The 19,727-nt window shown below is 56.3% G+C and carries 16 protein-coding genes; 2 read left to right on the forward strand and 14 right to left on the reverse strand.

The genetic code is table 11. The features are described 5' to 3' along the window. The first annotated feature begins 140 nt into the window (after positions 1 to 140). Positions 141 to 524 carry a hypothetical protein gene (locus CGLUCO_RS07010; RefSeq protein ID WP_232621838.1) on the forward strand — a complete coding sequence of 128 codons (384 nt, stop codon included), beginning with the start codon at positions 141 to 143 and terminating at the stop codon, positions 522 to 524. 282 nt (positions 525 to 806) lie between these two features. After that, positions 807 to 1,214, forward strand: a complete 408-nt coding sequence (locus CGLUCO_RS07015; RefSeq protein ID WP_084036304.1) for a hypothetical protein — start codon at positions 807 to 809, stop codon at positions 1,212 to 1,214. Between the two features lie 292 nt (positions 1,215 to 1,506). Here the strand turns inward: CGLUCO_RS07015 and CGLUCO_RS07020 are convergent, their stop codons facing one another. The 14 genes from CGLUCO_RS07020 to pdxS form a co-directional block, all read right to left on the reverse strand. Then, a complete protein-coding gene (locus CGLUCO_RS07020) occupies positions 1,507 to 3,798 on the reverse strand; it encodes a RelA/SpoT family protein (protein WP_005394105.1) in 2,292 nt (763 codons plus the stop codon). A 10-nt stretch (positions 3,799 to 3,808) separates the two neighbouring features. Beyond that, on the reverse strand, positions 3,809 to 4,351 hold the full coding sequence (locus tag CGLUCO_RS07025; RefSeq protein ID WP_005389885.1) for an adenine phosphoribosyltransferase: 543 nt from the start codon (positions 4,349 to 4,351) through the stop codon (positions 3,809 to 3,811). Positions 4,352 to 4,358: 7 nt separating this feature from the next. Beyond that, entirely contained in the window at positions 4,359 to 6,041 is a 1,683-nt protein-coding gene (locus tag CGLUCO_RS07030; RefSeq protein ID WP_084036303.1) for an ABC transporter substrate-binding protein, read from the reverse strand. A gap of 564 nt (positions 6,042 to 6,605) precedes the next feature. Continuing rightward, positions 6,606 to 7,844: a protein translocase subunit SecF gene (secF, locus tag CGLUCO_RS07035; RefSeq protein WP_084036302.1), complete on the reverse strand. Its 1,239-nt coding sequence runs from the start codon at positions 7,842 to 7,844 to the stop codon at positions 6,606 to 6,608. A gap of 2 nt (positions 7,845 to 7,846) precedes the next feature. Then, positions 7,847 to 9,964, reverse strand: a complete 2,118-nt coding sequence (gene secD / locus CGLUCO_RS07040; protein ID WP_005389882.1) for a protein translocase subunit SecD — start codon at positions 9,962 to 9,964, stop codon at positions 7,847 to 7,849. A 589-nt stretch (positions 9,965 to 10,553) separates the two neighbouring features. Continuing rightward, on the reverse strand, positions 10,554 to 10,958 hold the full coding sequence (gene yajC, locus CGLUCO_RS07045) for a preprotein translocase subunit YajC (RefSeq protein WP_005394116.1): 405 nt from the start codon (positions 10,956 to 10,958) through the stop codon (positions 10,554 to 10,556). A gap of 579 nt (positions 10,959 to 11,537) precedes the next feature. Beyond that, positions 11,538 to 12,635, reverse strand: coding sequence for a Holliday junction branch migration DNA helicase RuvB (ruvB, locus tag CGLUCO_RS07050; RefSeq protein WP_005389880.1), 1,098 nt, complete (start codon positions 12,633 to 12,635; stop codon positions 11,538 to 11,540). Between the two features lie 156 nt (positions 12,636 to 12,791). After that, positions 12,792 to 13,394 (reverse strand): Holliday junction branch migration protein RuvA, encoded by a 603-nt coding sequence (gene ruvA / locus CGLUCO_RS07055; RefSeq protein ID WP_084036301.1) that lies wholly within the window; start codon positions 13,392 to 13,394, stop codon positions 12,792 to 12,794. A gap of 314 nt (positions 13,395 to 13,708) precedes the next feature. Further along, positions 13,709 to 14,377 (reverse strand): crossover junction endodeoxyribonuclease RuvC, encoded by a 669-nt coding sequence (gene ruvC, locus CGLUCO_RS07060; RefSeq protein ID WP_005394121.1) that lies wholly within the window; start codon positions 14,375 to 14,377, stop codon positions 13,709 to 13,711. Positions 14,378 to 14,857: 480 nt separating this feature from the next. Continuing rightward, complete coding sequence (locus tag CGLUCO_RS07065; protein ID WP_005389877.1) at positions 14,858 to 15,616, reverse strand: YebC/PmpR family DNA-binding transcriptional regulator; 759 nt, start codon at positions 15,614 to 15,616, stop codon at positions 14,858 to 14,860. A 340-nt stretch (positions 15,617 to 15,956) separates the two neighbouring features. Next, positions 15,957 to 16,592: a pyridoxal 5'-phosphate synthase glutaminase subunit PdxT gene (gene pdxT / locus CGLUCO_RS07070; RefSeq protein ID WP_005389876.1), complete on the reverse strand. Its 636-nt coding sequence runs from the start codon at positions 16,590 to 16,592 to the stop codon at positions 15,957 to 15,959. A 4-nt stretch (positions 16,593 to 16,596) separates the two neighbouring features. Next, positions 16,597 to 17,460, reverse strand: a complete 864-nt coding sequence (locus CGLUCO_RS07075) for an acyl-CoA thioesterase (protein WP_005389875.1) — start codon at positions 17,458 to 17,460, stop codon at positions 16,597 to 16,599. Then, the gene (locus CGLUCO_RS07080; protein ID WP_231286052.1) at positions 17,444 to 18,163 is read right to left on the reverse strand and encodes a pyroglutamyl-peptidase I family protein; all 720 of its coding nucleotides are present in this window, start codon (positions 18,161 to 18,163) and stop codon (positions 17,444 to 17,446) included. Before CGLUCO_RS07080 ends, CGLUCO_RS07075 begins: the two co-directional genes overlap by 17 nt. Before the next feature lie 585 nt (positions 18,164 to 18,748). Beyond that, a complete protein-coding gene (pdxS, locus tag CGLUCO_RS07085; RefSeq protein ID WP_005389870.1) occupies positions 18,749 to 19,675 on the reverse strand; it encodes a pyridoxal 5'-phosphate synthase lyase subunit PdxS in 927 nt (308 codons plus the stop codon). Between the last annotated feature and the right edge of the window lie 52 nt (positions 19,676 to 19,727).

Raw genomic sequence — 19,727 nt, forward strand, 5'->3', positions numbered from 1 at the left:
TCATTGCTACTGCACAGCGGGCGGATTATCGTCTATACTTTCAGCCAGAAGATTTCTCGGAAGCCTTTGAGAGATCAGAGCTGGCTAACAGCTCGCCCCAAGCCAGACATATTTTCGACTTCCACGTAAGGAATTTTGATATGCGCAAATCTATCTTCGCCGCAGCGACGGCTGCAATGCTCACATTCGGCCTCGTTTCTCCAGCATCTGCATTGGACTGGGAAAAGCCCACCACTATTCCGCTCGGTTCCTCCGATGAAGCCTACGACTATGAGTTTGGCTGGAATGACGAGAAGCCTTGGAAGCTTGAGGAAACTCGAGTTACCGGCCCGGACAATAAGGTTGTCTGCGATACTCTGAACCCCGGTATCAACGACTTCATGTTTACTGTAAGCAACGGTCGGTGCCACTACCGCACTCCTTTGGAAGTGATCAAGGAAATTACTAACTACATCACTTCGATTTCTTCGGTTATTTCCGCTGTAATGGGGATCGTGAACAACGCCAACCGATTCATCAAGTAGTCAAACGTTTCAAGACTCCAAAAGGGCACGCTTCGGCGTGCTCTTTCCTTTTATGTACACCAGGTCAATCATTTGCGTTTGCAAAGCAAAAACAACAAAATTCCCTAACGACAGTTCACCTTCTACCTTAAGGACTCGTCGCTAACTCTGAAACACTAATTTCCTGAAACCAAGCAAAACCGTCACGACCGAACTAGTCGTTGACATTTTCAACCACCTCAAATTCTCCCCAATTGTCTGTTTTGCCTTGCGTAACTCCCACCGTCCGTTTATTATCGACGTATGCGTAAATTTCTAGCCGTTGCCACAGCCTCCACTGTTGCACTTAGCTGTGCGACCGCCGCACTCGCCGACGATAACACCACTACTATCAACCCGCCGTCGGGCTACAAGTACCATGGCGATATCACCCAGGGTGAAGGTTCTTCGCAGGAAGTCTTCAAGCTTTACCAGAAGCCTGACAAGGATGGCGATCTCGCCCAGCAGATCGTATACGACAAGGATGGCAAGGTAGTTTGCGACACCGCCAGCAGCAAGGCCGACTTCATGTGGACCGCCGGTAACACCAGGTGCAACTACAAGAAGCCGCTCGATGTCATCAAGGATATCTCCTCCTACATTGCTGCTATCTCTGCGGCGATTGGCGCGCTCTTCGCTATCTACACCACCGCTCAGAAGTTCATCAAGTAGCCTTTCTCGCGCTTTAAGAAAGTAACTTCGGCACCTGTTAATTGGCAGGTGCCTTTTCTTCTTTAAAAAGCTTCTCCTCTTTTAGTAGCAACGGGGAGAATCGACCGGCAACAAAACCTCAGTTGCGACGGTTTACAGATCCCTCAAATCTGCTGCTTCGAACGCACCTATTTCCTTCATTCCTTCCGCGAGAGTTCAGGCCAAAACGCCATTCCAGAATTTCCTCACCTGAAGGTCCGGCAATTTAAAGGGCCAGGTGCCCCGTTTTAGGAATTCAAGAACTAGTTTTGGCCTATCCCCCAGAAGTGAGCCTATACACGTCATACACGCCTTCCACGTTGCGCAGCTGAGACATGAGGGCACCAAGCTGTTTGGTATCCGAAACCTGGAAGGAGAACCGGCAGAACGCAACGTTGTCGTCACTGGAGTGAGAAGACGTGGCTAGAAGCGAAACCTTCTGATCACTGACCACCTTCATCAAGTCAAACAAAAGGTTGTCGCGGTCGAGAGCTTCCACCTGCAGAGTCGCGGAGAAAACTCCCTGTCCTTGGCTTGCCCAGGTGACGTTGATTAAGCGCTCGGGTTCTTTCCTCAACTGAGCGGCATTCGTGCAGTCCGTCCGGTGAACGGAAACGCCACCGCCACGGGTGATGAACCCAAAGATCGCGTCGCCAGGAACGGGCATACAGCACCGGGCAAGCTTTGCAGCAATATCTGGGTCGCCCTCAACGAGGATCCCGGCATCATTGCCTTTCTTATCCGTCGGGTGGATGCGAGGGCCAGCAGCGATGAGCTCTTCCGCAAGGGCTTCACCGCTCTTTGATTGATCGATCGGCTCTTCTTCATCGCCGAAAAGTGCGATGAGTCGCTTTGCCACGTGAGCGACGGATTCTGTCCCCGTCCCGATTGCAGCAAACATCGGTGCAACGTCGTTGTAGTGCAGGTCCTCAGCAACCGTCTTGACGGTCTTTTCCGTGAAGACCTTGGAAAGTGGGAATCCCGATCGCTGCATTGCAGCCGTGAGTTCTTCTTTGCCAGTTTCCTGGGCTTCCTGGCGGCGTTCGCGGGCAAACCACTGGCGGATCTTCGTCTTCGCACGTGGCGAAGCGACGAATGATTCCCAGTCCTTGGAGGGACCCGCGTCGGGATCCTTAGAGGTGAACACCTCTACCCTGTCGCCATTGTTGAGCTTTGTCTCCAGAGCTACCAGCCGGCCATTTACTTTGGCACCGATAGTGCGGTGTCCGACTTCCGTGTGCACCTGGTAAGCGAAATCAATCGGGGTCGAGCCTGCAGGTAGATTCACAACGTCAGATTTCGGTGTGAAGACGAAAATCTGCTTAGCTGTTAGGTCATGGCGAAGGGTATCGAGGAATTCGTTCGGATCGCTCGCCTCTTTTTGCCAGTCCAACAGTTGACGCATCCAGGCCATCTGGTCAACCTCAGCCTGGCCACCCGTGTGCTTTCCTTTAGTCTCCTTGTAACGCCAGTGCGCGGCGATGCCGTACTCCGCCTGATAGTGCATTTCATGCGTACGCACTTGCACTTCGAGAGGTTTACCGTTGGGGCCGAGTAGCGTCGTGTGGAGCGACTCGTACACGCCATAGCGGGGATTAGAGATATAGTCCTTAAAGCGTCCTGGTAGCGCGGGGTACAGCGAATGCATGACGCCAATGGCTTCGTAGCAGAGCGCCTTCGTATCCACGAGGATCCGGATTCCCACGAGGTCAAACAACTCGTTAAAGTCATGGCCACGATCGGTCATCTTCTTGTAAATAGACCAGTAGTGCTTCGGCCTACCGACAACCTCAGCGATAATGTGGTTGGCTTTCAGTTCCTTCTTTACGGCGCTGATAATTTCCTTGAGCTGGCGGTCACGCGCAGGAGCTCTCTCTGCAACAAGGCGAACGATCTCGTCGTACTTCTTGGGGTACAAGATGGCAAAAGATAGATCCTCAAGCTCCCATTTGACGCTCGCCAGCCCGAGCCTGTGCGCGAGTGGAGCAATGACTTCCAGCGTCTGGCGCGCCTTCTTGGCCTGTTTCTCTGGAGGCAGGAAGCGCATCGTACGCATGTTATGAAGTCGGTCCGAAACCTTAATCACAAGCACGCGCGGGTCATCAGCCATGGCGACGACCATCTTGCGGATTGTCTCAGCCTCCGCAGCCGCACCGAGGGCGACCTTATCGATCTTCGTGACACCGTCGACAAGCTTGGCAACCTCAGCCCCGAAATCTCGAGTGAGGTCCTCGAGGGTGTACTCTGTGTCCTCCACGGTGTCATGAAGGAGGGAGGCGACAACGGTTGTCGTGTCCATGCCCATCTCTGCAGAGATGGTTGCTACGGCCAGCGGATGCGTAATATACGGATCTCCGGACTTCCGCTGGACACCCTCGTGAAGGCGCTCGGCGGTATGGTAGGCGCGCTCGATGGTATCGGCATCAGCCTTTGGGTAAAACTTCCGGTGAATAGATAGCAGTGGCTCAATAGCCGGGTCGACCCTCGACCACCCTCCCGTGAGACTTTTTGCCAGGCGGGCGGACATACTCCGTCGCGGACGCTGCTTGTTTGATTCACCTGCCATTTATTAAAATTTACTCGCCGTCTACGGAAAGTACCAGAAGTGGAGCATTTCCGAGCTTTTCGCGGCCACCGAGACCGTCCACTTCAAGAATGACTACGTAACCGACAACTTCCCCACCAGCCTGCTGAACAAGCTCGGTGGCGGCCATGAGAGTCCCACCGGTTGCCAGAACATCGTCGATAAGCACAATCTTCTTACCCTGGATGTCAATGCCCTCCGCCGGGATTTCCAGCGCTGCCGTTCCGTATTCCAGAGTGTATTCCTCAGTGATGACCGGTGGCGGAAGCTTGCCTTTCTTCCGCACGGCGAGACACCCCTGTCCGAGCTTGTAGGCAACGGCAGAGCCAACAAGGAAGCCTCGCGCATCCAGTCCCGCAACAACCTCCCCGCCGAGCTTCTGAGAAAACGATGCGAGCTCATCGATGACGAGCGTAAATGCCTTAGCGTTGGCAAAGACAGGTGTCAGATCCTCGAAAACGACTCCTTCTTCAGGAAAACCCGGTACATGCCGTGTTAGCTCGTCGAGAGCCTCGCGCGCGGTGTTGAATGTCATGAGTTATTTAGCTCCTTTTGGCCCAGCGGTCCATGTTCCAGCCGATCCCGGAACGGGTCGTTCCGATCACTACATTGTCTACTGTCGTATCCATAATAAATACTCGGGGTTGAGAGGACAGTGGAATGGTCGGCACTTCCTGCCACAGCATCTCTTCTGCCTTCCTCACTTCCTCCTGATCCTCCGTCGATGCCGCAACGTGACCGTATTCAAACGCCGGCTCCACTGCTATAAGCAAGGCATCCGCCATCGGCGGAACGACAGCGCCAGATGCTGTAGCGTAATTTCCCGCCGCGTACGTGGTCAGCGGTGGCTCGACGGGTTGCTCCGGGACAATCCCTGCATCGGTGGGGTACGCCGCTGCAGCATCACCGACAGTTGGGGGCTCAATAGTCGCGGCTTGTGGGTCGAAATCCGCTGATACATCGACGACGGTAATTCCTGCCGGCTCACAGGATTGACGAATCGCCTCCACCATCGTGGCATATCGCTCATTCGGACCCACGTATGCAACGCGAATTGTTTTACCGCGAAGCCGCTCTGCCAGCGGGAGGTCAACGGCCATATGTGCCGCACCTATATCTTGAGTAGCGATCGCTGTAGGGGTTTCGGCAGAGGACAACCGGGTTCCAAGAGGGGTCACGGGGACCCCAGATACGCTGGTTGACTGCTGTGCAACTGCCTCCTGGTTAATACAGGCCGCGAACGCCTGCCGATCCTCAGGCGCAGTAAAAATTCCGGTCTTCGAGAGCACAAGTTGGTCTATCAGTTTCCCGCTCGTTGGCTCAACGGCGTACCCGCTTTTCTTATCCGTCCATGACGCATCAGCCACACGCGGAACGTCAGCGATACCGATGACTCCCCCCGACTCGTGGAACTCACCCGTGGATCCGCCATGTGGACGAATCACAAGTGGGGAGATCGCGGGGGCATCACCGTTGTAGTGTTCGTTCGCGACCAGCACGAGCCCGCCGCCCTCAGTCACGCGCTCGATACGATACGGGCCGAAGCTAACTTGTACGGCTGGGTCAAAGTTATCAACGCGGAAGTCCTGTGCCCATGCATCACCGATCTCCTGCATCTGTGCGACGTCGCCACTTTGCACACGTGCAAGGAAATCCGCCTCCGTGAGACCAAATTTCGTGGCAAGAACGTGGGCTGGCATAACGGTGCCTGAGCGGAACAGGTTCCTCCAACGCTGCCCTTGTCCCTCATGGAACACGACCGTGAATTCTTTCGCTCCAGGTTGGCACTTAACTCCCTCGATCTGCTCCATAAGTGGCAGGTGGGAGTCAAAAACTTCCGGGAATTTTCCGGCCTGCACTGCGAGGGCGAAGTCATCGCATGTCAGAGGTACCCCATCGGAAAAGGTGGCTGTATCCGAAATGGTGTACACGACCTGGCGCTTGGCCCCGGGAAGCAGCTGTGCTGTCGCTACATCCCGGTTCGGAATCATTTGACCGGCTGGGCCGTGCACGAAAACACCGGGGAAAAGGCGCGGACTGACAAGTGCGGAATCGGTGAGGAAACCGATATAGCTTGCTGAGTTCGTTGTCACGACGTCCCCGGGGACAAAGTAGGAAAAGATTTTCTCATCATTTCCATCTTTCCCACCGGATGAGCAGGATGCGAGAAGCCCTACCGAGCACACCGCTGCTACGAGTGCTCGGATAGCTCTGCGTACTGTCACGTAAATCTCCTTCACTCACCTCGTGCGACGAGCTGCGTCGCACCCTAAGACCCAAACCCACCCCGCTTTACAAGCACCGCCTGAACGTAGGCGAGGCGTACCTGACTATTCTATGCCGTTGACTTGATTAACGCTAGATAACATCTGTCCCATCATTTCAGGCTGTTGGCTAATGCTCCGCTCACCTCTCTCCCGACCATCGCTGCTGTCGCTGGAGGAAACGAAGGAAAATCACGCAGAATGATCTCGCACAGTCGCGAAACCTTTTTCTCACCTAGGCACGCATTGCAGCTCTGCTGCCCTTCCAATGCCAACCACAAGACTCACGCGACAGCGATTGACGCGCGTCTCATAAGCACAGGCGTTCTATGGGCGCTCACGATGCGCAACAGGCGGCACCGTGATCAGCGATGACAAGACCCCGCGAGGGAGTTCGTAAAACCGGACTCCCGCGCGGGGTCTAAATCGAATTATGACTTTTGAGTGGTCTGCCTCCGACCAAGTTGTTGCGCCAGCACGAGGGTTTTCGGTGATCTGCCTCGCCGTGCGATCGAAGGAGCGCTACTAGTAACGACGCGTTGGTCGCCAGCTAGCGCCCAACGAAGTCTCACCATCTGGGGTGTTAAACCGCTCGGCATCCTCAGAGTTGACTCCTGTGGGACGAAGGCCATTCGCTCCCACAACCTCGTCATGCTCATCTACAGCGGCCGTACCATCTTCATTCACCAGTCCAGCCTCAACGGCCTCTTGGTAGGTTGCCCCATCAACGTCAGTCCCGCGAACGGCTGCAACCTGCAGGTTGTGCTTCTTGAACTTCTTCTGGCGATTCTTCATACTGACCAAAAGGGGTGTTGCGAGGAACACGGACGAGAAGGTGCCCTCAATAACGCCAATTAGCTGAACCACGGCCAGATCCTTCAAAGTACCAACACCCATGAGCCACACCGCCACAATCATCAGAGCGATGATCGGTAGGGCGGAGATAACCGTCGTGGAGATTGAACGCATGACGGTCTGGTTCACAGCCAGGTTAGCCAACTCAGCATACGTCTTCCGCGTGGTGTGCTCGAATCCCTCGGTGTTCTCCTGCACCTTGTCAAACACGACCACAGTGTCGTAGAGGGAGAAGGCCAAGACCGTGAGGAGACCGATGACCACGGCAGGCGTGACCTCCATGCCAACCAGCGCATAGCAGCCGGCGATGAAGACACCGTCGACGCCCAGCGCCGCAATTGCGGCAACGGACATGTCACGCTCAAAGCGGATGGCAATGTATATGAAGATCAACAGCAGGAATGCGCCGAAGGCAACAATCATTCGGTTGGTGATCGTGGAACCCCACGACTCTGACACCGTAGAATCGCCGACGGCATCGGGAGTGACTTCGCCCGACGCGTCCTTGGGCTGGAACTCGGTGTACAGAGCCTCCCGAGCAGACATGATTTGCTCGTCGGAAAGCCGCTCGGACGCGATCTCAAGGATGCGTGAATCCTGTGCACCCACGATCTGCACGCCTTCTGGGGTGACACCCGTGGCTTCCTCAAATGTGCGGGACACCGCTGCAGTATCCAGGTTTGCAGCAGGCATCGTCATCTTTGTGCCACCCTGGAAATCAATCCCCAGGGTGAAGCCCCGGAAGATGATGCCAAGGGCACAGACCGCAAGCACGACCAGGGTAATGATGTACCACAGCTTGCGACGCCCGACGAAGTCGATGCCACCCTCGCCGGTGTACAGCCGCGTTAAGAAGGAGTGGTTGGTTTCTGGGGTTACGTCGTTGTCGACCCGTACCTGAGTAGTCATTGTTACTTCTCCTCCTGGTTCACGATATGGGAACCATCTGGGCTGCCATCATCAAGGAGCGGAGCTCGCAGGTGTTCGGGCACTTTTGGCTCGTTGGCGATGGATTCCTCAAGGGTGATAAGTGATGATGGACGGTCGTCGGCAATCATATTCGATTCCGGTGCTTCGCTTGTGGCAGTTGATTCTATGTTGCCGTCCTCGTCGGAGACGGATTCGCCATCCGTGGCACCCGCATTCCGCTTGGCAAGCATCCGCTGGTTGTACCAGCCGGTATCGGCGGCCAGCTGCTCGCCGGCTGCACGGCGCTGTTCAACGAGCTCGTACACCTTGCCTAGGCCGTTGACGCTCGCCTTAGCAAAGAACTTCTTCCGGGAGGCGAGGATAACCAGCGGTGCGGTGACGAAGAAGGTCACCGCAAGGTCGAACACCGTCGTCAGTCCGAGGGTAAAGGCGAAGCCCTTCACGTCGCCAACGGCGAGGATGTAGAGAACCACCGCGGCGATGACGGAGACGAAGTTACCGGAGATAATCGTCTTGCGGGCGCGATCCCAACCACGCGGAACTGCTGACCTGAATGTTCTGCCGTCACGTATCTCGTCCTTAATGCGCTCGTAGAGAACGACAAAGGAGTCGGCCGTCGTACCGATACCGATGATCAAACCTGCAACGCCTGCGAGGTCGAGCGAATATCCGATCCATCGGCCGAGAAGGACGAGGGAGCCGTAGACGAGCGTGCCCGATGCCACGAGGGTGAACATTGCCAGCAGGCCGTAAAGGCGGTAGTTGACCAAGGAGAAAACGGCGACGGCGAGGAGACCGATCAGGCCTGCAATGAGGCCGGCGCGAAGCGAAGCTGCACCGAGTGTCGGCGGGATCACTGTCGTCGTGCCGCCACGCTCACCATTCTCACCGACGAAGCTCAGCGGAAGGGCACCGTACTGGAGGTTGTTAGCCAGCGTCTTGGCCTCTTCCTCATTCTTCATACCGGTAATCATGGTGGAGGATCCAACCGGCGTGGCCGATTGCACCTGCGGTGCCGAAATAATCTGCGAGTCCAAGGTGACAGCGACCTGCTTGTTCAGGTACTCCTGCGTCAGCTTGGCCCACGTCTCAGAACCGGTCTCCCCATTGTCAGACTTGAAGGTGAAAACGACCTCGTTCTGTGCGGTCTGCGGGTTGATGCCACCGTTAATCGGGCGGTTGGTATCAATCTCGTTACCAGTCAGGCGACGTCCGTCTTCAGGCTCACCCACCAACAGCGGAGAGGGGCCGAGAAGCAGTGGCTGCCCCATCTCCGGGTAGCAAGCGACGAGTGGCTTGGACAGGTCGTCGCCACCAGCGATCGGGTCGTGGGTGTTTTCCTCGGAGCATTCCATGAGGGCTGCTGCGGCCATCTGGGTAGCACCTTCAGTGGACTGACGATCCTTCAACATCATGTCGAAGACCTCATCGCGCCGCTTCTGCTCCTCGATGGAGTTCTTCGGTTCTGGCAACGGCTCGGCAGTTACGGTCGGCGCCTCGCCGGTTGCGGGAGCAGCCTCTTCCCCACCATTTTGAGCAGCCTGCTGGTTAAGCAGGTCGTGGTACTGCTTGAGTACTTCGTTGGCCTTTTCCGGCGTAACAAGCCCGTAGGAAACCCAACGGTTAGCCATATCCGTCAGGGTGGGCATGATCTGATCCACCTGCGGAGCAGCTGGCTGCGATACTGTGCGGAAAACCAGCTGCGAGGTCTGGCCAAGGTTACGGGCCTGTGCTGTGTCCTCGCCAGGCACAGTGATGACGAGCGTGTTGCCGTCGGTTACCACCTCGGCACCAGACACGCCCATGCCATTCACGCGGTTCTCAAGAATCGTGCGAGCCTGGTCCAGCTGCTGGGGGGTAGGTTCGCCCCCCTGCGGCACCAGCGTAACGCGTGTACCACCTTGCAGGTCAATGCCTAGCTTCGGCGTGTTTGCGCCGGGTGTAAAAAATAGGAGCGAGTACACCAGAATGAGAATGATTCCGAAGATACCCAGGGCACCCCACGGGTAGCGACCTACGAAATCCGTGGTGCGCCGAGCCTTAGGTTCGGCCTTGCGTTCAGATTGTGACGCCAATGTAAATCCTCCACGACAAGCCATGAGCAGCGCGCCCGGTGTGGCGTGCACCTGTGGCAACCGAACTGGTTGCCGGTATCATGGCCAGTCAACTTATCATCTCTGACGCTTGTGAGCGCCACGTTTAGCAAGTAGTACTGTTTTACCCTTCATAGAGAAGGGTGCACAACGGGTCTATGTTACGACATGCGCTGCTAAAGCGCACGCACCACCCCTGTCTTCCTGGCTTTTCGACGCCCGGTAGTAGCCCTTTCCAGTCATCACACGGAGAGACGTCATCTGCACCGCTTGTGCTGGCTCTCTCGCTGCAACGCTCACTGTCACGCCGGGGGTAGCACACCGGCCTCGCTGCCGGAGAGACGGTTGCACGCTCGCTGAGAAGCAATTTTCCTCCACCGCACATACCTCCACCATAAATCTCCACCATAAATAAAGGACCCGTCCTACTCGCGCAAGTAGAACGGGCCGGATGAGCGGACCCACGTACCGGACCCTACAGGCGGGGTCGTCCTAGCGGGCTCCTAATAGCGGACTCCTAAAAGCGGACGCGGATTTCTATGAGCCGACTAGACCTGCTCGTGCAAGACGGGATGGTGGGGTTACCATTCGGAGGTTAGCGCGCGTCGCCATCGTCGGGTCGACCTGCATCGGACCCAAAACTCTGTGGGCGCTCGTATCCATCGGTGTGCTCCGTTGCACCACCAGCGGCCTCCGTCTCGGTCTTGGGAGACTCGATGAAGGCATTATTTGCGGCTTCGGTAGAGTCCTCAATCTTCTTCACAATGGCGATCTTCTCCCAGCGGGTAATGACACCAGGGGCGATTTCGAGGTCCACCTCATCCTCGTCCACCAGATGAACGAGAGCATGGAGGCCAGCGGTGGTCACGACGTGATCGCCGGGAAGCAGTTGCCCCTGCATGCTCCGGAGCTGTTCCATCTGCTTCTTTTGCTTACGCTGCATCAAGAACATGGGGGCAGCAAAGATGACAAGAATGACGAGAAGAATAATGAGATCCATGAACTGAATTGTTCCAGAAAACGGCCGGCAAGAGAAACGTAGGGCACCCGCGGACCAGAGTTTCTACGAGGAGATATCGCCAGATTCACCACTATCATCCCTGTTACGTACTGGACCAACGTGGCACTGACTGCTCCAACTAGTTTTCTCTCGCGGGACTTCTAGGCGAATAACAGCAGCTCACAAAGAACAACAGCCTACGAAGAGCAGCAGCGCACAAAAAGCAGCAGCTTCACGTAAGAACTTGGACACATCTCCCCCGGTGTTACGGAATCTCATCTTCCTTCCGTTTACCAATGCGATCTGGGGCTTAGCTAACGAAAGCGGCAGTAGAGAATTAAAACTCAAGCAAGAAATGCCCTTCGACGCAGAAATAGACTCCCCAACGTCAGCCTCCGTATTCAGGCTCTGCCGTGTGAGGCCTGCACCGTCACTTTGGCAGAACCGGCGAGTTTAGAGACAGGACCGGCGATCAGCCACAGTACGTTACATGAGAGCTGAAAATGGAACCTAGGAACTGTAGCCTGAGACAGGAAACACGAGCCAAAGGGAGCGAAAAGAGACCTCGATCCAGACGTGTCAGAAAAGTCCGAGAGCACCATCCGGTGGAGTCAGGCCCAAGTGCTGCCAGGCTGCGGCCGTTGCCACACGTCCACGCCCAGTACGAGAAATAAGCCCAGCGCGGACGAGGTACGGCTCGCACACCTCCTCAACTGTCGACGGTTCTTCTCCGACCGCGATGGCCAAAGTGGAAACGCCAACCGGGCCACCGCCATGCCCCTTGATAAGCGCGTTGAGCACAGCCCTATCCAACCGATCCAACCCTTTTTCATCCACGTCAAACACGACAAGCGCTGTCTTTGCGGCATCCACGTCGATGTGGCCATCTGAATGGACTTCAGCGTAATCACGTACACGACGCAGGAGACGGTTAGCGATACGTGGCGTTCCCCGCGAACGGCCGGCAATCTCAGCAGCGGCCTCTTTATCGATATTGACTCCGAGGATCTTCGCTGCGCGAAGGACCACTGCGGTCAGGTCCTTGGGCGAATAGAACTCCATGTGCGCTGTAAAACCGAACCTATCCCGCAACGGGCCCGTGAGCATCCCTGACCGCGTAGTCGCACCGACGAGTGTGAAGGGTGCCAATTCCAGCGGAATAGAAGTAGCACCGGGGCCCTTACCGACGATCACATCGATGCGGAAATCCTCCATCGCCATGTACAGCATCTCTTCTGCAGGGCGCGCAATGCGGTGAATCTCATCGATGAAAAGCACATCGCCTTCCATGAGGTTGGACAGCATGGCTGCGAGGTCACCAGCGCGTTCAAGAGCCGGCCCGGACGTCATGCGGAGCGAGGTGCCGAGCTCTTGCGCAATAATCATGGCCATAGTCGTCTTGCCTAGACCAGGCGGACCAGAAAGCAGGACGTGGTCCGGTGCCGACCCACGCTTCTTGGCACCTTCCAACACCAAGCGGAGCTGCTTACGGACCTTATCTTGGCCAATGAATTCATCGATAGACTTCGGGCGAAGGCTCACCTCTAAATCGTGATCAGTCTCCTGCTTCTCAGGGCTGACGGCAGCCGACTCTGGGTTTCGTCCGATACCGACGTTATTGCCTGGAGCGTTGTCATCTCCAGGTAATACGAACTCCGTCTTTTCTACATTGGCCATGGCATGAGCCCCCTTTCTTATTCGACCTTACAGCTATCTTGAATCTTCGTATCTTGAATCTCCGGCCTAGCGTGTACCTCCGGTCCACCGACTAGACAAAAATTCGGTAAAAACACGAGTTACACTCGACCGATTCGGTCAGTACCACGCTTGCTGCTATTTCTTTTTACCCAGGTACTGCAGAGCATGGCGAAGGTTTGTTCCCGTGTCGCCACCTGGGTTGGACTCTTCTGACCAGGCTGCAGCGTGATTGGCGGAATCCTCATCGAACCCGAGCTGAACAAGGGCAGCAACTACGGTTTCCGATCCACCGGTTACTGGTTCAGCGGCGGACGAAGTAGCGGCGCTCGAATCAATGAACTCGTTTAGCTTTCCGTCGAGAACAGCTGTCATTTTCGCGGCCATGCGCGCGCCAACTCCGGGGATAGCCTGCAGTGTTTTCTTATCGTCGTTGGCTACAGCCACTGCGATCTCCGATGGGGAATACGTGTTCAAACATGCAAGCGCCAGCTTCGGCCCGAGGCCTTGGACGCCTTGCAGCTGCGAGAACATCGTGCGCTCCGAATCATGGGCGAAGCCGTAGAGAGTTACGAACTTCTCCCCGATCACCATGGTGGTTAGAACCCGACCATCCTCCCCCAGCGGTAATTCTGCAAGGGTCGCCGCGGTGGCGAGGAACTCGTAACCGACACCACCGCATTCGATGACACCGCCAGTAAGCGACTTGGCAACAACCTCACCGTGAAGGGACGCAATCATCTACTACTCCTTTATTCGACGCGCATGCAGCGCGCGTCTCCACTTTCACTTTTACTATTCTATGAACTCCGCCACGCCCCGACCACAGCGGAGAGTTGGCACGTCACTGTGCATTCAAAGTGCATCATTGTGCTAGATATCTGTACATATTGGATGCGACTCGTATCGGCGCAACGTCTGCTGCTGACCTCTGATCACACCCGTCCTAACCAGTGCCGCAGTTTGGTTGATACTGCCGTCGAGCGCGGCATACCACACATGACCACCGGCATCGCAGGTTACAGGTGCCACCGATCTACGTCTTATTAGATCGATCAACGCCTCACCCATGACTGCGCCCCTCCGAGGTCGCGTAGAGATTCTCCAGTCACTTGAGGCGTTGGCACGACGCGCGGGTGGTACGTCGTGTTCATGCCCTTCGGTCCGGCTGCACGATCTGGGTCGATACCCATTTTGCGAAGCTGCTCCTTCGCTTTTTCCTCACGGAGAATTTGGGGTGCACGCCAGCAGTGAGTGATCGCGATAGCCAGTGCGTCGGCCGCGTCTGCGGGCTTTGGCGGGTTCTCAAGACCCAGAATCCGCGTCACCATGGCAGTCATTTGCTTCTTGTCGGCTCGACCGTTACCAGTAATCGCCTTTTTAACCTGCGAAGGAGTGTATTCGTGCACGTCGAGATTCGCCTGCGAAGCCGCGAGTATAAGCACTCCTACAGCATGCGCTGTATGCAAAACGGTCGAAACCTCCCCACGCTCGAAGAGACGTTCCATTGCAACGACATCCGGTTTGTACTCCGCAATCCAATCCGTGATCGCCTCATACAGTTCCTTCAAGCGGTCACCCATGGATGATTTATATGGTGTCCGCGCCACACCGACCGCGACGGGAATGACCGTTCTGCCTTTCCCTGCCTGCACAATGGATAAACCACAGCGTGTCAGACCTGGGTCTATGCCCAGAACCCTGAGCCCCACTGTTGATTCCATCCTGACAAACTCTTTCCCGTGTATTCGAATTTACGTTCCAATATAAGGTAGCACACGAGAGCCACTCAATGTCGTTGCAACTGCTACACAACGCATCATCCGGTGTTCGCGGGTCAGTATCCCATGTTCGCGGGGTCAGTATCCCATGTTCGTGGGCCCGCATTCGGTGTTCGCGGGTGTGCATTCCGCGTGCTTAAGTCTTTGTCTGCACACCGTCGCGTGGAGCTAGGGGCAGCACCGTGCTATCCCTCAAGAACCAACGGGGACGGCACCAAGACCAAGAACCTAGGCAGCGGAGCGTCGACAAGCACCAATCCCCCATAGCAACAAAAGATGCTCCAGCGGAATTCGCACCAGGAACATTCATGGCGACGGGTTACCCAACAATGACGAAAGCAGGCCACCGCCACTGAATATACGGTGACCTACTATACCCATCTGCCTGGACCTGACATCGGTTACCAGGAGCAGAAAGCGAGATTAATCTTCGTCCTCAAGCTGGGCTGCAACGTCCTCAGGAATGTCCATGTTCGTGTACACGTTCTGAACATCGTCGGACTCCTCGAGAATATCGATGAGCTTGAGGATCTTCTTCGCCGTTGCGAGATCCGCAGGGTTCTCGACGGAGGCACGGAACTCGGAATCGGTGTCCTCGACCTCAATGTCAGCGGCCTGAAGTGCGTCCTTCACAGCGGTAGTGTCGGAGGCATCGGAGACAACCTCGAACATCTCACCGAGATCGTTAACCTGCTCTGCGCCAGCGTCAAGGACGGCGAGGAGAACATCGTCCTCGGTGAGCTCACCCTTCTTCACGGTGCTTACACCCTTGCGGGAGAACATGTAGCTCACGGCACCGCTGTCGGCCATGTTGCCACCGTTCTTGGTCATACGCGTGCGCACCTCAGTTGCTGCGCGGTTGCGGTTATCGGTGAGGCACTCGATGAGCATAGCGACACCGTTGGGGCCGTAACCCTCGTACATGACCGTCTGCCAGTCAGCGCCACCGGCTTCTTCGCCGGAGCCACGCTTGCGGGCGCGCTCGATGTTGTCGTTCGGGACGGAGGCCTTCTTGGCCTTGCGGATCATGTCATCCAGGGTCGGGTTTGCAGCGGGGTCCCCGCCACCTGTACGGGCAGCTACCTCGATGTTCTTGATGAGCTTGGCAAATTCCTTGCCACGCTTAGCATCGTTGGCGGCCTTCTTGTGCTTCGTGGTTGCCCATTTTGAGTGACCCGACATAGACCAGGATCCTTTCCGTTGCTTTAACTGAACGTAGTTATTATACGAGTGCCTTCTGCACTCGTTCGTACACCCCACCCCACAGGTTACCGATCAACCGGTGGAGGAACACGATCCAGGGCACGACGCTCCGCAGCGCTGTCCTCCATTCGCGGCTCTTTTAGATCCGCAGGGCGGGGGCGGTGATCGCCACCATCCTACCTTCATTCCCCCGCTCACTGGTGGAAGGCCGACGAAAAAACGGTTAGTGAATCCTAATACCCCTTTTGCGGCCTCGGAGTGCCCCGGCGCCGGTTGCCCTTCCTCGGCAGCAACAACCGTGGCTGACAGCGGTCACATTCTAGGCGGTATAGGTGAAATTCGCGTCCTCACACATCGATAGGAAATACTCGTGGACATCCGTGATACCGCTGACTTCCGGATGGAAGGACGTAGCTAAAACGCGCCCCTGACGCACACCGACAATGCGTCCCTCTGGCTCGCGACACAGCACTTCGACCTTGTCAGAAACATCCTCGACAATGGGGGCACGGATGAAAGTCGCGTGAACCGGTTCGTCGATTCCGGTGAACGTAAGGTCGGCCTCGAAGGAATCCCGCTGTCGGCCAAAAGCGTTGCGACGGACCGTAATGTCGAGGGCACTGAGCCAGATTGCATCCGGGCGGGTATCCAAAACATTGGAAGCCAACAAAATCATGCCTGCACATGTTCCGTAGGCGGGCAGCCCCGCATCCAACGCCTCTTTGAGGAGAGTATCCATGCCAGACAGGGTAAGCAGACGAGACATCGTTGTCGATTCACCACCAGGGAGGATGAGACCGTTGATCCCCTCGAGATGCTCCGCCCGCCGAACGAGCACAATCTCGAGGTTGCCCCACGACGAATCAGAGTTATCCCGATACTTCTCCGCCACCTGCCGGAGCGTACGCTCGTGTTCTGCTACTCCGCCTTGTACAGCGAGGATGCCAATTTTCATAGGGTTATCCCTTCAAGTTCGTCATGGGAACCGGCGAAGTTCCATCTTTAAGCGTGCGGGTGAGTCCCTCTTGCGTGGCTACAGCTACGAGGTTTCCCGCTGAATCGAAAATTTTACCCTGCGTCAACGCTCGCCCATTTGCTGCACTCGGCGATACCTGGTCATAAAGAAGCCATTCGTCGGCACGGAAGGGACGCAAGAACCACATAGCGTGATCCAAAGAGGCTTCCTGGACATCAATGTGCGGATGCGGGACAAGAGCAGACTGGAGCAGCGTCATATCCGACATGTAGGTCAGAGTACAGATATGGAAGGTTTCATCGTCGGGAAGCTTGTCCTTCGCACGGAACCACACCACCTGCTGAGATGGCGTATAGGGGTTGTGCTGGTAACGATCCGGCGGTACGACACGAATGTCCCAATCACTCCATTCTTCGAGCAGTGCGCGATATGTGGCGTTCATGGATTCGAGTGGCCCCTCCGGGAGCTCGTCCGCAGAGGGCACATCACGCATTCGGTCCGCGTGCTCAATGCCTGTGTCTCCCCGTCGGTGGAAGCTGGCCTGCATGATGAAGATCGGTTTGCCCTCCTGGACAGCCTTAACCTGGCGGGACACGAAACTGCGGCCGTCGCGAATTCGCTCCACAAGGAATACTGTTTGCAGCTCTGCCCTACCGGGCCTGATGAAATAACCGTGAAGCGAGTGGACGGTGTGATCGGAGTCCACTGTTTGTGTCGCCGCGACAAGGGTCTGTGCAGCGATTTGTCCACCAAATGTGCGGATGAAGTGCGATTCGACGATCGGACCGACGAAGATATCGGTATCAATGCGCTCCAGGCTCAGTGTTTTCTCAATCTTGGACTTCATGGTCACCTCCGTGTGCGTGTACGAGTAGGGAGCGGACAAACGCGCTGACCGCAGTGAGTGTTTTCTCTGACGGTTCAACTGCAGGAACGTGAAGAAACGCAAACGTATTCAAAAACGCGTAGCCGAGAGCCGTCGTTGTGTTACAAATGTACAGCCCCGCGTCGCTTGAAATGGCCAATCCGGCTTTACGCGCAAGATTTACTACATTTTCAGGTGCTCGTACCGCATACTCGAGTCCGTTTTCGCCGATCACTGCGGCCGGTGGACGAGGGCCGTCGTAGAGAACCCGTACCCCGGATCGGCGCCGAGCTCCGTCATTGGTTTCACGCTGTGGGAGAGATGTTTCACTCCCCGTCGTGTTTGCCTGCACACGAGCAACTAGAGATTCGTGGGTCCGCGAAAGGAGGATGGAGGCCAGCGGGCGGTTAAAGTACTTTCCGGTATTGTCTGTGCCATGCTGCCACAGGCGCCCCGCTATCTCCAGGCGGGCACGATCTGCAACAGCAGCCTCGCCAATGCTGATGATGGTCTCGCGCCTGTGATGCGCAAGAAAGGGGCCAATCGCATCAAACTCCACGGGTACCTGTTTCGCTTGGATGTCAAACCCCTCCTCCGCGAAGGTTCCCGCAACGCGTTCCGCCACGCGCCACGAGGCGTTTTCTGTCCGTCCACCAAATGGTTCGAAACCGGTAATTATGGCCACTTTTCATCCTTCTAATCCGCAGATCTGACTGCGATGCGGCAGCGAGCTTGTGAGCGGTGCCGAATTAATTTACGCGGTGCTCATTCAAGCGATTCTCTAACCGCGCCGCTCCATACTATGGATTCACGCGTCCCGCACCATCCATTTCACTAATGGAACAGGGGCACCCCATCTGATGGTAGCCCTCTCCGCTGCGGTTACCCCCTATTGTGCCTCAGCACTACGTGTACCCATGTAAATCCCAGCCTGGATTCCTACGCCCATTGCTCTCACCAATTGAGTCTGCCCGCACTGCTACCTGAGCCACCGCCACAGCGGTCTGCATCGTAGCTGGCACCACCAGAGCGCCTGGCGCCACTAGCGTAAACGTGGCTATGACCTGTTGTTTCCTCTTTGTGTTTCTCGTCCCCGACGCGAAACGAGCTGTGCAGGCTCCTTGGTCTGCCCACAGCATGGGAACAACTACGTACTTTAGAATGTGATCAGCCCGAAACGAGGCACCCTGCCCAGCAAAATGCCCACCCGGATTTGCCCCCATAAGGGGCAAAATCAAACCGGATGGGCTTGGTTGTTAGATGGCGCTCACTACCAGCCGCGGTCAGCCAGGCGGTGATCCTTAGGCAGGTCATCGACGTTGATGCCCACCATGGCCTCACCCAGCGAGCGGGACACCTGAGCGATGGTGTCCGGATCATCGTAGTTCTGCGTGGCCTGGACGATAGCCTTTGCGCGCTTCTCCGGATCGCCCGACTTGAAAATGCCGGAACCGACGAATACGCCCTCGGCGCCCAGCTGCATCATCATCGCAGCATCGGCAGGCGTTGCGATACCGCCAGCCGTAAAGAGCACGACGGGGAGCTTGCCGTTTTCAGCTACCTCGCGGACAAGAGCATACGGTGCACCGAGCTCCTTAGCCGCAACATAAAGCTCATCTTCAGCCATAGAGGACAGGCGGTTGATCTCCGCGCGGATGGTGCGCATGTGGGTGACAGCGTTGGACACATCGCCCGTGCCTGCTTCACCCTTAGAACGGATCATCGCAGCACCCTCGTTGATGCGACGCAGTGCCTCACCAAGGTTGGTTGCACCGCATACGAACGGCACGGTGAACTGGAACTTATCGATGTGGTTCTTGTAATCCGCAGGGGTCAACACCTCAGACTCATCAATGAAGTCAACGCCCAGGGACTGGAGAACCTGTGCCTCAACGAAGTGGCCAATACGAGCCTTCGCCATCACCGGAATAGAGACCGCGTCAATAATCCCATCGATCATGTCCGGGTCACTCATGCGGGACACGCCACCCTCGGCGCGAATATCGGCAGGAACACGCTCGAGAGCCATCACGGCAGTAGCGCCGGCATCCTCAGCAATCTTGGCCTGCTCCGGGTTGACAACGTCCATAATGACGCCGCCCTTGAGCATTTCAGCCAAGCCGCGCTTCACGCGAGCGGTACCGTGTTCGGTTTGAGCCTGATTATCAGACACTAGATCTCCTTCTTTCGTAGTCATCTTGAGACCGGAATCCCCCACCAATCATAGCGGCTGCATGAATCCCAGGTTA

The organism is Corynebacterium glucuronolyticum DSM 44120 (genome assembly GCF_030440595.1).
In the GTDB taxonomy this organism is placed as follows: domain Bacteria; phylum Actinomycetota; class Actinomycetes; order Mycobacteriales; family Mycobacteriaceae; genus Corynebacterium; species Corynebacterium glucuronolyticum.